This window comes from Acidovorax sp. Leaf73, assembly GCF_916855635.1.
Taxonomy (GTDB): Bacteria; Pseudomonadota; Gammaproteobacteria; order Burkholderiales; family Burkholderiaceae_C; genus Acidovorax; species Acidovorax facilis.
In genome coordinates this window covers 32,292-44,977 of sequence record NZ_CAKASI010000009.1, presented here as the reverse complement: position 1 = coordinate 44,977, position 12,686 = coordinate 32,292, and the positions used below count along the sequence as shown (strand labels likewise).

The following is a 12,686-nucleotide window of genomic DNA, read 5'->3' as shown; positions in this document are numbered from 1 at the left end:
CTTTTTCAAGAACTTGTCATGCAGGACACAACACCTTCCCCCATCCACGTGTACTTCGCCCTGCTGCCTGGCAGCCTGGTGCTGGACTGGGCGGGCCCGGCCGAGGCGCTGCGGATTGCCAACCAGACCCTGGTCGCCCTGGGCCAACCAGAGCGCTTTGTGCAGCACTTCGTGAGCCCCACGCCCGAGTCGATGTCGTCCGTGGGGGTCGCTGTCACCGGGCTGGCGCCGCTGCCTGACACACTGCCCAGCCCCGCGTGGGTGGTGCTGGTGGGCCTGGCAGGCCACCACATCGACGTGAGCGGCGCCGAAGCCCAGGCGCTGCTGCACTGGCTGCGGGGACTGCGCCCGGTGGCCGGGCAGCTGGAGCTGGTCACCGTGTGCGCAGGCGCCGTGCTGGCCGCCCATGCGGGGCTGCTGACCGGCCGCCGCGCCACCACGCACCACCTGCACCTGGACGAGCTGGCCCTGGTAGACCCACGCTGCGACGTGGCCGCCAACCGCGTGTTCGTGGCCGATGGCCCCATTTACACCAGCGCAGGCGTGACCACCGGCATCGACCTGCTGCTCCACCGCATCTCCGACATCTGCAGCCCCACGGTGGCGGTGCAGGTGGCGCAGGCCATGGTGATCGGGCTGCGCCGGGGGCCGGACGACCCGCAGTTCTCGCCGTTTCTGCACCACCGCAACCACATGCATCCCGCACTGCACCGCGTGCAGGACGCCGTGGGCCAGCAACCGCAGGCCGACTGGAGCGTGCCGCAGATGGCCGAGGTGGCACACACCTCGCCGCGCCACCTCACGCGGCTGTTTCTGGAACATGCGGGCATCGCCCCGCTGCAGTACCTGCGGCGCATCCGCCTGGCCACGGCCGAGGCCGCGCTGCGGTCTGGCCAGAACGTGACGCAGGCGGCGCTGATGGCGGGGTTCAGCTCCGACACCCAGCTGCGCCGGGCCTGGCACCAGTTCGGGCGCGGAGGCACGCCGTCGCAGGGTACGGGCCGGGCGCGCGCGCACTGAAGTGCGGGCACCGGCCCGCTTCGCAGCCTCGGTCACGGCCCCAAAAGGCACCCGCCGCGACGGCACAGACACTGCCATGAAAGAGCTATCGCGCCGATGAGAATGAACGTCTGCAGGCCCCGCGCCCGCAGCAGACTCTGGACACCCTGCCCGAGGAGCGCTTTGACCGGGTCACGGCTTTGCGGCGCACCAATTCAAAGGCCCGGCCCAGCCTTAGAAATCTGAAGCACGTGAATCCGCAGTTTGAATTTCCGCAATTCGACCGTTCTCAGGAACTGGAGGATGCAGCGGCATCCGCTCGAATGACCACACTAGGCACGCCCTGGCCTACTGCGCCACAAACCCGCTGGTCTTGATGATGCGCGTCCAAGCCTCGGTGTAGGCCGCCTGGCGGGTGGCCAGCTGCTGCGGTGTCATGTAGCCCACCGTGAGGCCCATGGCCGTCAGGTGCTCGCGCACATCCGGCATCGCCACCACCTTGGACAGGGCGATGGAAAACTCGGTGATGAACTTCTGCGGTGTGCCGGTGGGGGCGTAGATGCCGTAGTAAGGCAGGTCTTCAAAGCCCTTGAGGCCCATTTCGTCGAACGTGGGCACATCGGGCATGGCGGCCTGGCGCTTGGTGCCGAGCACGCCCACCACGCGCACCTTGCCCGCCTTGTGGTTCTCGATGAAATCCTGCACCGAGGCGACGCCTGCACCGATCTGGTTGCCCAGCATGTCGGCCATCATGGGCGCGCTGCCCCGGTAGGGGGCGGACACCAGGTCGATCTGGTACTTCTGCCCGATCAGCTTGACCAGGAATTCGGGGGTGGAAGCTGGCGCCGGGATACCCACGGCCCCCTTGCCCTGGCCCGCCGTGCGCACCCAGTTGACGTAGTCGCCGAACGACTTGGCGGGCGTGCCGCCCGAGACGGCAAATGCATTCACAAAGGTGGCAAAGCCACCGACGGGAACGAAGTCGCGCACCGGGTCGAAGCCAGCGTTCTTGACCACCTGGGGCAGGATGGAGATGGTGTGGTCGTGCGTGATGAACAGCGTGGTCCCATCGGGCACTGCGGCTTTGAGCGCCTGGGCCGCAATCTGGCCCCCGGCGCCGGGGCGGTTTTCCACCACCACTGGCACGCCCAGTTCGTCCTTGAGCTTCTCGGACAAGGTGCGCGCAATGGCGTCCGAACCACCGCCGGGCGGGAACCCCACCAGCAGGCGAATGGGCTTGGCCGACTGCGCCGACGCGAGCCCCACGGTCAGCGCAGCCCCCAGAAAGGCGCTGGTGCGCAAAAGACGGGACAACAGGCTGCGGCGGGATGGGGTCATGGCAAAAGCTCCAAAAGGATGTGCAATGGGCACCGCAAAAATCAGGCCAGGCGTGCCCGGTGGCGCGCCAGCTGTGCACGCACCTGGGCCGGGGCCGTACCTCCCAGCGTATTGCGTGCGTTGAGCGAGCCACGCAGGCTCAGGCACTCGTACACATCCTTCTCGATGGCGGGGTGAAAGCCCTGCAGCACTGTCAAAGGCAGCTCCGACAGGTCGCACGCGTGCGAGGTGGCCGCCTTCACCGCATGGGCCACGGTTTCGTGCGCGTCGCGAAAGGGCAGGCCCTTTTTCACCAGGTAGTCGGCCAGGTCGGTGGCCGTGGCGTAGCCCTTGAGGGCAGCCTGCTCCATGGCGGGCGCGTCGACGGTGATGCCGCCTTCTTTCTTGCCCGTGGCAGGGTTCAGCTGGCCGCCCACCATTTCGGCAAAGATGCGCAGCGTGTCCTTGAGCGTGTCCACCGTGTCGAACAGCGGCTCCTTGTCTTCCTGGTTGTCCTTGTTGTAGGCCAGGGGCTGGCCCTTCATCAGCGTGATCAGGCCCATGAGGTGGCCCACCACGCGGCCGGTCTTGCCGCGCGCCAGTTCCGGCACGTCGGGGTTCTTCTTCTGCGGCATGATTGAGCTGCCGGTGGTGAAGCGGTCGGCGATCTTGATGAAGCCGAAGTTCTGGCTCATCCAGATGATGAGCTCTTCGGACAGGCGGCTCACGTGCACCATGCACAGGCTGGCGGCGGCGGTGAATTCGATGGCGAAATCGCGGTCGCTCACGGCGTCCAGGCTGTTCTGGCACACGCCCTCCATGCCCAGAGTTTTTGCGACACGCTCGCGGTCCAGCGGGTAGGTGGTGCCGGCGAGGGCCGCAGACCCCAGGGGCAGCACGTTGGTGCGGCGGCGCACGTCGGCCATGCGCTCTGCGTCGCGCTTGAACATTTCCACATAGGCGAGCATGTGGTGGCCAAAGCTCACCGGCTGGGCCACCTGCAGGTGGGTGAAGCCGGGCAGGATCACCTCGACGTTCTGCTCGGCCACATCCACCAGCGACACCTGCAGCTCTTTGAGCAGGTCGCCAATCAAATCAATCTCGCCGCGCAGCCACAGGCGCACGTCGGTGGCGACCTGGTCGTTGCGGCTGCGGCCGGTGTGCAGGCGTTTGCCGGCGTCGCCCACCAGTTGGGTCAGGCGGGCCTCGATGTTCAGGTGCACGTCTTCCAGGTCCAGCTTCCATTCGAAGGCGCCGGACTCGATCTCTTGTGCGATCTGCGCCATGCCGCGCTGGATGGAGGCGTGGTCGGAGGCAGAGATGATGCCCTGCGCAGCCAGCATCTCGGCATGCGCCAGGCTGCCCGCAATATCGGCCTGCCACAGGCGCTTGTCGAAGAACACGCTGGAGGTGTAGCGCTTGACCAGGTCGCTCATGGGCTCGGAAAACAACGCCGACCAGGCCTGGGCCTTGGTGTCGAGCTGGTTGTGGGACGGCGCAGAGTCAGCGCTGGTGGCTTGGGCTTTGGACATAAGGAGGGCAATAATCCGGAGGTTCAGACACCCGGACAACCCGGGCGCCGCAATGCAAAACACGCAAATTTTATCGACCCAGCCCCCGCTGCCCGATTCTGGCCCGCCAGAAAGGTCTGCGCGCAGCGTGCGGGCGGCCGCTGGCGCCGGGCCGGGCGGCCAGCCGCCGCGCGGGCGGGCCCTGGTGTTTGACGCCTGCCAGGTGGGCGTGGTGCTGCGGGCCGTGCTGTTCGTGGAGCTGGTGGTGGGCGTGGGCGCGATGTATGGGGCGGGCAACCCTGTGGAATGGCTGGCCACCCTGGCACTGCTGACGGGCGGTGCGCTGCCCGCCACGCTGCTGTGGCTGGTCACGGCCTGCAGCCTCAAGACCGTGCTGCAGCGCCTGACCACCGTGCAGCAATACCTGGCGGGCGTGCTGCTGGGTGCCCTGGCCGGGGCCTATGCATGCGGCATGCTGGCGCTGGTGGCACAACCCACCTCGGCGCCCTGGCTGGCCAGCGCCGCCACAGGTGCGCTGCTGGCAGCCATGCTGGTGGCCGCGCTGGTGCTGCGCGCGCGGGGCCGCACGCCCGCAGCCACCACGGCGCGCCTGACGGAGCTGCAGTCACGCATCCGCCCCCATTTTCTTTTCAACACGCTCAACAGCGCCATCGCGCTGGTGCGCGAAGAACCGGCCAAGGCCGAATCGCTGCTGGAAGACCTGTCCGACCTGTTTCGGGTCGCCCTCATCGAGCAGGGTGAATCGACCACGCTGGCCGAAGAAATCACGCTCGCGCGCCGCTACCTGGGCATCGAAGAGGTGCGCTTTGGCAAACGCCTGCAGGTGCAGTGGAACCTGGACCCCCGCACCGACGGCGCCCGCCTGCCTCCGCTGCTGCTGCAGCCCCTGGTGGAGAACGCCGTCAAACACGGCGTGGAGCCCAGCGACCGGGGTGGCAAGCTCCGCGTGCTGACCGAGCTGCGCGGCAGCCGTGTGGTGGTGCGCATCACCAACACCCTTCCCCCCAAGGAAGGCAAGAACGGCCATGGCAATGGCGAAGACACCGCGCCCCGGGGCCACGGCATTGCGCTGGCCAATGTACGTGCGCGGCTGGCGCTGCTGCACGATGTGCAGGGCGAGTTCACCGCTGGCGTGCAGGACGGCCTCTACCAGGTGCGCATTACCCTGCCCGCCCCCGCCCCCCAGCCCCGCGCCCGGGATGGGCGCAGCACAGCACCGCCCGCGCGCCGCAGTTCTGGCAACCCCGGCAACCGCCATGGCAGCCGCGCGGCGCCGTTGCAGCGCCGCATGGTGGACAGCCCCAACGACAACAACAGCCCCTTGAGAGACCATGAACATCCTGATCGTTGACGATGAAGCCCTTGCGCGCAGCCGCCTGCGGACCCTGCTGGCCGATTGCGCCCAGGCCCAGCCCGCTCAGCGCATGACGGTGGCCGAGGCCTCCAACGCGAGCGAAACCATGGCACTGCTGGGGCCCACGGGCGGACGGGGTTTTGACCTGGTGCTGCTCGACATCCACATGCCCGGCCAGGACGGCCTGGCCCTGGCCCACACACTGCAGACCCTGCCCCAGCCCCCGGCGGTGGTGTTTGTGACGGCCCACGCCGACCACGCCGTGAGCGCGTTCGAGCTGGACGCCACCGACTACCTGACCAAGCCCGTGCGCCGCGAACGCTTGCAGCAGGCACTGGCCAAGGCGCAGCGCAGCGCACGCCCTTCCGCACCCGCCCAGGCGCCCAGCCTGCCCGAAGGCGAAACCCTGCTGATCCAGGACCGGGGCCGCACCGAACGCCTGCCCCTGGCCGAGGTGCTGTACTTCAAGGCCGAGCAGAAGTACGTGACCGTGCGCACCACCACCCGCAGCTACATCATGGACGGCTCGCTCAGCGAGATAGAAACCAAGTTCGCCCCGCGCTTCCTGCGCATCCACCGCAATGCACTGGTGGCCCGCCGCGCAGTACGCGCACTGGAGAAACACTACGACCCCGAAGAAGGCGAAGGCTGGGCGGTGCGGCTGCAGGGATCCACCGAATTGCTGGCGGTCTCCCGCCGGCAAGTCGCGGCTGTGCGAGAGGAGCTGGCGCGCTGATTTTGGCCGCTAGCGCTTGATAGAAAAGCGCAGAAAGCTATCAATTTAATAGCAATTCTTCAATACACCTCGGGCACGTACATGCTCGCGGGCACCGGCTGGCGCAGGTATTCGGGGTTGCGCACCCGCTCGGGCAGCACCACGGTCGGGTGGGGCACGTCCTGGTAGGGCAGTTGCGACAGCAGGTGGGCGATGCAATTGAGGCGGGCCTTTTTCTTGTCCACCGCCTGCACGACCCACCAAGGCGCCTCGGGGATGTGGGTGCGCTCCAGCATCGTCTCTTTGGCCTTCGTGTAGGCCTCCCAGCGCACGCGGCTTTCCAGGTCCATGGGGCTGAGCTTCCACTGCTTGAGCGGGTCGTGGATGCGGCCCAGAAAGCGCAGATGCTGCTCTTCGTCGGTGATGGAGAACCAGTATTTGACGAGTGTGATGCCCGAGCGCACGAGCATCTTTTCAAACTCAGGCACGGTGCGGAAGAACTCTTCGTATTCGTCGTCGCTGCAAAAGCCCATCACCCGCTCGACGCCCGCACGGTTGTACCAGCTGCGGTCAAACAGCACCATCTCGCCGGCCGCAGGCAGGTGCGCCACATAGCGCTGAAAGTACCACTGGGTGCGCTCGCGGTCATTCGGTGCGGGCAGCGCGGCCACACGGGCCACGCGCGGGTTCAGGCGCTGGGTGATGCGCTTGATCACGCCGCCCTTGCCGGCTGCATCGCGCCCCTCGAACAGGATCACCACCTTCTGGCGGCTGTGCTGCACCCAGTCCTGCAGCTTGACGAGTTCACCCTGCAACTGGAACAGATCCTTGAAATACTGCTGGCGCGCCAGGCGATCGGTGGGCTGCGGCGCGCCGATGTCGTCCACATTGCGGTCCTCGATCTCCAGTTCCAGCTCTTCGTCGTAGCTGTCGATGAGGTCGTTGGCGATGCGCTGCATTAGCTCCTGGGTGTCAAGGGTGTTGCTGTGGAACATGGTGCCGTCCGGCGGTGCAAAAAAAGATGGCGCCATGGTGGTACCGCCAAGTGACAGGACCGTGACACGGGTGCGATCTGTCACGGCTATGTCATGTGCAGCGGCCAGGATGCAGGCCCGTGCCCTCCGCTCCCCCCGCCCCCCACCGCCCCAACGCTGCGCCTGCAGGCAACAGCCTGAACTATGGGGGTGATGCCGCTGGGCTCATCTGCGGCTACCTGCTCGCCGCAAACACCGCGCCGCGCGAGGTCGACACCGTGCAGGCGGCGCAGTGGCTGGCAAGCATTCCATCAGGAGCCGCACCGCAAGCGCAGTTCCTGTGGCTGCATTTCAACCTCAGCCACGCGCAGGCCGTGCGCTGGATGGAGCGGCATGCCGATCTGCCCGAAGCCTTTTTTGATGCGCTCAAGGACCGTTCTGTGTCCACCCGCATCGAGCGCGACGACGACACGCTGATCGCGGTGCTCAACGACGCGCACTTTGACTTTGCGTTCGAGCCCTCGGACATCGCCACCCTGTGGACCAGCGTGGCGCCGCACCTGATGGTGACTGGGCGCACACGCCCGTTGCGGTCGGTGGACGCACTGCGCACCGCCGTGCGCAGCGGCAATGCGCCCTGCTCCAGCGTGGCCCTGCTGGCCGAGCTGATGCGCACGCAGGCCTCGGGTCTGGTGGACATCGTGCGCGGCGTGACGCAGCGCATCGACGACGTGGAAGACGCGCTGCTGGCCGGGCGCCTGGACCACAAACGCGCACGCCTGGGTGTGCTGCGGCGGCTGCTGGTGCGGCTGCAGCGGCTGCTGGCGCCCGAACCTGCTGCATTGTTCCGCCTGCTGCAGCATCCCCCGGCGTGGATGGGCTCGGACGATGCGCAGGAGCTGCGCGACTCCACGGAAGAGTTCTCGGTGGTGCTGCGCGACATGCAAGGGCTGCAAGAGCGCATCAAGCTGCTGCAGGAAGAGATCGCAGCCAGCGTGCAGGAAGCCAACAGCCGCAGCCTCTTTGTGCTAACGGTGGTGACCGTGCTGGCCCTGCCCATCAACATCCTGGCCGGCCTGTTCGGTATGAATGTGGGCGGCGTGCCGCTGGCCGACAACGGGCATGGCTTCTGGATCATCGTGGCCGTGGTGGCGGCCTTTACAGCGGTAGCGGGCTGGCTGGCGCTGCGGGGCACGCGAGACCAGTAGTGCCCAGGGCGGCGCCCTGGCCCAGGACTCTTGTCGGGGCCTCTACAATCGCGCCCCTTCCCCGCTCCCGATTGCCTGCCCTGCCATGAACATCGTCGTCAACGAAGAACTCAAAGCCTATATCGAACCCCTGACCCCCGACGAGCACGAGGCGCTGGAGCGCAGCATCCTGGCCGAAGGCTGCCGCGACGCGCTGGTGCTGTGGGGCGATGTGCTGGTGGACGGCCACAACCGCTATGGCATCTGCCAAAAGCATGGCCTGCCGTTCCAGACCGTGCAAAACCCGCGCTTTCAGTCGATGGAAGACGTGCACCTGTGGATGATCGACCAGCACCTGGGGCGCCGCAGCGTATCGGATTTCCAGCGCGGCGTACTGGCGCTGCGCAAGCGCGAGATCATGGCCGACCGCAAGGCCCGCGCAACGACGGCCGCAGACACCGAAGCGGCCGCCACCACCCCTGACACCCCCGAAGCTGCGGCCGCCCTGCCCGCACCCTCGCCCCTGGACAGCCGCGAAGCCATTGCCAAGGCCGCGCGCCTGAGCAGCAGCCAGGTGGTGATGATCGAAAAAATCCAGAAGCAGGCCGCACCGGAACTGGTGGCGGCCGTGAAGTCCGGCACCATCTCCATCAATGCGGCAGCGGCTGTGGCCACCCTTCCGGCCGAAGAGCAAGTGGCGGCGGTGGTGGCAGGCAAGGACGAACTCAAGCAGGCCGCCAAGCGCGTGCGCGAACTCAACAAGCGCAAGCCACGCGAAGAAGCGCCATCGGACGAAAGCCCTGCGGCCAAGGACGCCAGCCCGGGCACCGAAGCGGGCGCCGATGAACTGCAGGCCCTGCGGGCCCGCGTGGCAGAACTGACGGCAGAGAACACCGAGCTGCGTCGGCAGGTGGCGCAATTGCAGGCGGCACTGCCAGAAGGCAGCGCGCCGTTCTGAGCGTCAGCCGTTGGCGTTGCGCAGCGCGCTCAGCCGGTCAGCGATCAGGTCGATGTCGAGCCCGTCTTCGGCGTGGGCCAGGTAGGCTTCCAGATCGGCCATCGCTTCGAGGGTGTTGCCCCGCTCGGCATGGGCCAGCCCCCGATCGCGCCGCTCGCCCCAGGCGTCAGGCAGCAGCACGATGAGCCGGTCGAGCACGGTGATCAAGCGCTGCCAGTCGTGCTGCGTGCGGTGCACCTCTTTCAGATTGCGCAGCATGCGCGCAATGATGTCGCGCGGTGTGGCCGCCTGAAGGTACAGGCCCAGCGGCACGTCGTAGTCGTCCACCAGGCCGTTGCGGCGCTTGTAAGGCTCCAGCCGTTCGGCAAGCTCTTCGCGGCTGAGCGACTGGCCCGAGATCGGGTCCAGCACCACCTGTCCTTTGGGCAGCAGCACCTTGACCATGAAGTGCCCGGGGAATGCAATGCCCCGCGCATGCAGGCCCAGGCCCTGGGCCAGCTCCATCCACAACACGGCCAGGCTGATGGGGATGCCCCGGCGCGTTCGCAGCACGGCGTTGAGATAGCTGTTTTCGGGGTCGTAGTAGTTATTGATGTTGCCGCCAAAGCCCAGGTCAACAAAGAAAAACTGGTTGAGCGTACGCAGGCGCTGCAGCGCAGGGGCATCGGCAGGCAGGCGGCGCTTGATGCGCGCAAGCAACTGATCCATGTCGCCCAGCAGTTGCTGCATGTCGAGCTCAGGGTATTCGTCCTGCGCCAGGCTGGCCGCTGCCTCCAGCAGCGGGAAGTGATCATCGCTTTGCACCAGCGATGCAAAGTACTCCAGCGAGGTGGGTACGGAATAGCTCAGTGACATGGTGGTGTTGTAAGTGCCGGGGCGGGCGGCGTCAAGCGACAGAAAGCCCTTCTTGACAGGGCATTTGTGGCCTTCGGTGAAATCAGCGCCGCAGCAGCTGGCGCAGCTTGAGCCCGGCTGCCCACAGCGCGCCAAAGTACAGCACGGCAGCAGCAGCCATGAGCGCCGCCAGCAACCCTATCCGCTGCAGGGTTTGCCCCCTCATTTCCACCCAGTCGAAATGCTGCGCACCCCATACCAGCAGCACGGCCAGCAAGGCGCTCGCAGCGATCACCTGCAGGGCGAACTTGCCCCACCCCGGCAGGGGCCGGTAGCTGCCGCGCCGCAGCAGACCGATCAACAGCCAACCGGCATTGATGAGTGCGCCAATGCCGATGGTCAACGTCAGGGCCGCATGCTGCAGGTAACGCACCAGCACCAGGTTCATCAACTGGGTCAGCACCAGCACCGCCACCGCAATGAGCATGGGGGTGCGCATGTCATGTTTGGCATAGAAGCCCGGCGCCAGCACCTTGATGGCCACAATGCCCACCAGGCCCACGCCATAACCCGTGAGTGCCAGGCTGGTTTGGCGCACGTCCTGGTCGCCAAAGGCCCCATAGTGGTACAGCACCGCCACCAGCGGCTCTGAAAAGACCAGCAAGGCCACCATGCAGGGCACGGACAACAGCACCACCAGGCGCAGCCCCCAATCAAGCATGGCCGAATACTGATCGTCGTCCTGCTTGGCGCGGGCGCTGGCCAGCTGCGGCATCAGTACCACACCCAGCGCCACGCCCAGCAGCGCGGTCGGCAGCTCCATCAGGCGGTCTGCGTAGGTGATCCAGCTCACGCTGCCAGTGGGCAGGTGCGAGGCAATCTGCGTATTGATCAGCAGGGATATCTGCGCCACGCTCACCCCCAGCAGCGCGGGCAGCATCAGCCGTGCCACTTTGCGCGTGGTGGGGTCGGACCAGGCGGCACGAATGGCCGCCCAGCGCACCCCGATGCGCGGCAGCAACCCCAGGCGTACCAGCGCAGGCACCTGGATGGCCAGTTGCAGCAAGCCACCCAGCATCACCCCCGCGGCCTGGGCGTAAATGGGCTCGATGCCATGGCGGGAAAACCAGGGTGCGCCCACCGTGATGGACAGGATCAGTGCGATGTTGAGCAGCACCGGCGACGCCGCCGGCACTGCAAACTTCTTCCAGGTATTGAGAATGCCCCCCGCCAGCGCCACCAGCGACATGAAGCCGATGTAGGGGAACATCCAGCGCGTCATGGTGACGGCGGCGTCAAAGCCCTGGGGCGACTGCTTGAGCCCGCTGGCCATGCCCCACACCATCCAGGGGGCGCCCAGCACGCCAGCAATACACAGCAGCACCAGCGTCCATGCCAGCAAGGTGCCCACATGGTCGATCAGCGCGCGGGCACTCTCTTCACCCTCCTGGGCACGGGTGGCGGACAGCACCGGGACAAAAGCCTGGCTGAAGGCGCCCTCGCCCAGCACCCGCCGGAACAGATTGGGGATACGAAATGCCACATTGAAGGCGTCCGTCATGGCACTAACCCCAAAGACGGAAGCCATGAGAAGCTCTCGCACCAGCCCGGTGATGCGGGAGGCAAGGGTCAAAAGGGAAACGGTGGAGGCGGCTTTGAACAGTGACACGGGCGGGAGTGTATTCCCCCTGAGCCGCTTCGCGCCTTCCCCCAGAGGGAGACGCACCCTGTGGCCTGGCAGAGCCAGTTCCAGGGGTACGCTAGCGATGGCGCTACGCCGGTTTTGAACACCATGGCGATGAACAAACGGCCTTGGGCTATAATCGCGGGCTTTGCTGGCATCATCCACAGACCCAAGGAACTAAATCATGGCATCCGCTAAACCCAAGAAAAAGAACCCGCGCCTGGCGTCGGGCCGCAAGCGCGTCCGTCAGGACATCAAGCTCAACGCTGCGAATACCTCGCTGCGCTCCAAATACCGTACCGCTGTCAAGAACGTCGAAAAGGCTGTTCTGGCTGGCGACAAGACCAAGGCGACCGAACTGTTCGCCAAGATGCAAGCCGTGGTGGACACCGTGGCTGACAAGGGCATCTTCCACAAGAACAAGGCTGCTCGCGACAAGAGCCGTCTGTCTGCCAAGGTGAAAGCCCTGGCACTGGCAGCCGCCTAAACCAACCCCTCCGCCTGCCCCGGCAGGCAAACAGCCCGAACGGCATGTGCCGTTCGCCGTTTGTAACGGGTGCGCTGCCAGCAAAAGAAAAACGAATTAAACCGCCTTCGGGCGGTTTTTTCGTTTCTGGACGGGAAGGAAGGGCAGAGCCAAAAGAGCCGGACGCGTGAGGGCCCCGCTTTGGGGCAGCCCATGCTGAAATCCGTGAGAGAGCCAGCGCAAAGGCCGAAAAAGACACCCCTGGCCCACAAGCGGTCAGGCCACAAGCCGGCTCAGAGCTTGGAGGACGGTGGATCGGGCAGCAGGCAGGCTTCAGCCACCTGCAGATTGTTGTCGCGCGCGAAATTGATGACGAAATCCCAGGCCATGGGCTCGTGGCCCTGCAGGTCGCGGTGCACCACCACACATTTCACGCCATTGAGCGTGGTGGGAATGCACCAGGGCGAGTAGCTCAGATGGCTACCAGGGCGCGCTCCGCCGGGGCGGAAACTGCTCATCACCCCGGCCAGCCGCTCGGCCCAGTCGCTGGGGCGAAAGGTTTTCCCATCGTGGGTGATGCCCTGAATGAAGACTTCTTTGGAGGAGGGGGAAACCATCGGGGATTGGAGTGGTAGTGAGCGCGCCAGACACAGGATCACTGCATGC

General features: G+C 66.2%; 12 protein-coding genes. 6 read left to right on the top strand and 6 right to left on the bottom strand.

What is annotated here, in order from left to right:
* The first annotated feature begins 18 nt into the window (after positions 1 to 18).
* Entirely contained in the window at positions 19 to 1,020 is a 1,002-nt protein-coding gene (locus LPA35_RS24760) for a GlxA family transcriptional regulator (RefSeq protein ID WP_055395067.1), read from the top strand.
* A 327-nt stretch (positions 1,021 to 1,347) separates the two neighbouring features.
* On the opposite strand, the gene LPA35_RS24755 is transcribed toward LPA35_RS24760, so the two are convergent.
* Both LPA35_RS24755 and argH read right to left on the bottom strand, forming a co-directional pair.
* On the bottom strand, positions 1,348 to 2,337 hold the full coding sequence (locus LPA35_RS24755) for a Bug family tripartite tricarboxylate transporter substrate binding protein (RefSeq protein WP_121419270.1): 990 nt from the start codon (positions 2,335 to 2,337) through the stop codon (positions 1,348 to 1,350).
* 41 nt (positions 2,338 to 2,378) lie between these two features.
* Positions 2,379 to 3,848, bottom strand: a complete 1,470-nt coding sequence (gene argH / locus LPA35_RS24750) for an argininosuccinate lyase (RefSeq protein ID WP_228899822.1) — start codon at positions 3,846 to 3,848, stop codon at positions 2,379 to 2,381.
* A 52-nt stretch (positions 3,849 to 3,900) separates the two neighbouring features.
* Here argH and LPA35_RS24745 point away from each other — a divergent pair, with 52 nt between their 5' ends.
* The gene (locus LPA35_RS24745; RefSeq protein ID WP_228899820.1) at positions 3,901 to 5,199 is read left to right on the top strand and encodes a sensor histidine kinase; all 1,299 of its coding nucleotides are present in this window, start codon (positions 3,901 to 3,903) and stop codon (positions 5,197 to 5,199) included.
* Positions 5,180 to 5,938: a LytTR family DNA-binding domain-containing protein gene (locus LPA35_RS24740; protein WP_055394454.1), complete on the top strand. Its 759-nt coding sequence runs from the start codon at positions 5,180 to 5,182 to the stop codon at positions 5,936 to 5,938. Before LPA35_RS24745 ends, LPA35_RS24740 begins: the two co-directional genes overlap by 20 nt.
* Positions 5,939 to 5,997: 59 nt before the next feature.
* Here the strand turns inward: LPA35_RS24740 and ppk2 are convergent, their stop codons facing one another.
* A complete protein-coding gene (gene ppk2 / locus LPA35_RS24735; protein WP_218299068.1) occupies positions 5,998 to 6,912 on the bottom strand; it encodes a polyphosphate kinase 2 in 915 nt (304 codons plus the stop codon).
* Between the two features lie 119 nt (positions 6,913 to 7,031).
* Here ppk2 and LPA35_RS24730 point away from each other — a divergent pair, with 119 nt between their 5' ends.
* Together LPA35_RS24730 and LPA35_RS24725 are read left to right on the top strand one after the other, a co-directional pair.
* The gene (locus LPA35_RS24730) at positions 7,032 to 8,099 is read left to right on the top strand and encodes a transporter (RefSeq protein WP_228899818.1); all 1,068 of its coding nucleotides are present in this window, start codon (positions 7,032 to 7,034) and stop codon (positions 8,097 to 8,099) included.
* An 85-nt stretch (positions 8,100 to 8,184) separates the two neighbouring features.
* On the top strand, positions 8,185 to 9,036 hold the full coding sequence (locus LPA35_RS24725) for a plasmid replication/partition related protein (RefSeq protein WP_228899810.1): 852 nt from the start codon (positions 8,185 to 8,187) through the stop codon (positions 9,034 to 9,036).
* Positions 9,037 to 9,039: 3 nt separating this feature from the next.
* Here LPA35_RS24725 and LPA35_RS24720 read toward each other — a convergent pair whose 3' ends face one another.
* Together LPA35_RS24720 and murJ are read right to left on the bottom strand one after the other, a co-directional pair.
* Complete coding sequence (locus LPA35_RS24720) at positions 9,040 to 9,891, bottom strand: SirB1 family protein (protein WP_121422607.1); 852 nt, start codon at positions 9,889 to 9,891, stop codon at positions 9,040 to 9,042.
* 82 nt (positions 9,892 to 9,973) lie between these two features.
* The gene (murJ, locus tag LPA35_RS24715; protein WP_228899807.1) at positions 9,974 to 11,539 is read right to left on the bottom strand and encodes a murein biosynthesis integral membrane protein MurJ; all 1,566 of its coding nucleotides are present in this window, start codon (positions 11,537 to 11,539) and stop codon (positions 9,974 to 9,976) included.
* A gap of 199 nt (positions 11,540 to 11,738) precedes the next feature.
* Between murJ and rpsT the strand changes: the two genes are divergently transcribed.
* Positions 11,739 to 12,041, top strand: a complete 303-nt coding sequence (gene rpsT / locus LPA35_RS24710; protein WP_008905691.1) for a 30S ribosomal protein S20 — start codon at positions 11,739 to 11,741, stop codon at positions 12,039 to 12,041.
* A gap of 272 nt (positions 12,042 to 12,313) precedes the next feature.
* Here rpsT and LPA35_RS24705 read toward each other — a convergent pair whose 3' ends face one another.
* Positions 12,314 to 12,637 carry a DUF3579 domain-containing protein gene (locus LPA35_RS24705; RefSeq protein ID WP_121507234.1) on the bottom strand — a complete coding sequence of 108 codons (324 nt, stop codon included), beginning with the start codon at positions 12,635 to 12,637 and terminating at the stop codon, positions 12,314 to 12,316.
* Between the last annotated feature and the right edge of the window lie 49 nt (positions 12,638 to 12,686).

Coding starts and splice junctions, on each gene's coding strand:
- LPA35_RS24705 (WP_121507234.1), bottom strand. CDS start 12,637: ATGGTTTCCCCCTCCTCCAAAGAAGTCTTCATTCAGGGCATCACCCAC.
- LPA35_RS24740 (WP_055394454.1), top strand. CDS start 5,180: ATGAACATCCTGATCGTTGACGATGAAGCCCTTGCGCGCAGCCGCCTG.
- LPA35_RS24720 (WP_121422607.1), bottom strand. CDS start 9,891: ATGTCACTGAGCTATTCCGTACCCACCTCGCTGGAGTACTTTGCATCG.
- LPA35_RS24745 (WP_228899820.1), top strand. CDS start 3,901: ATGCAAAACACGCAAATTTTATCGACCCAGCCCCCGCTGCCCGATTCT.
- LPA35_RS24755 (WP_121419270.1), bottom strand. CDS start 2,337: ATGACCCCATCCCGCCGCAGCCTGTTGTCCCGTCTTTTGCGCACCAGC.
- LPA35_RS24760 (WP_055395067.1), top strand. CDS start 19: ATGCAGGACACAACACCTTCCCCCATCCACGTGTACTTCGCCCTGCTG.
- rpsT (WP_008905691.1), top strand. CDS start 11,739: ATGGCATCCGCTAAACCCAAGAAAAAGAACCCGCGCCTGGCGTCGGGC.
- LPA35_RS24725 (WP_228899810.1), top strand. CDS start 8,185: ATGAACATCGTCGTCAACGAAGAACTCAAAGCCTATATCGAACCCCTG.
- argH (WP_228899822.1), bottom strand. CDS start 3,848: ATGTCCAAAGCCCAAGCCACCAGCGCTGACTCTGCGCCGTCCCACAAC.
- ppk2 (WP_218299068.1), bottom strand. CDS start 6,912: ATGTTCCACAGCAACACCCTTGACACCCAGGAGCTAATGCAGCGCATC.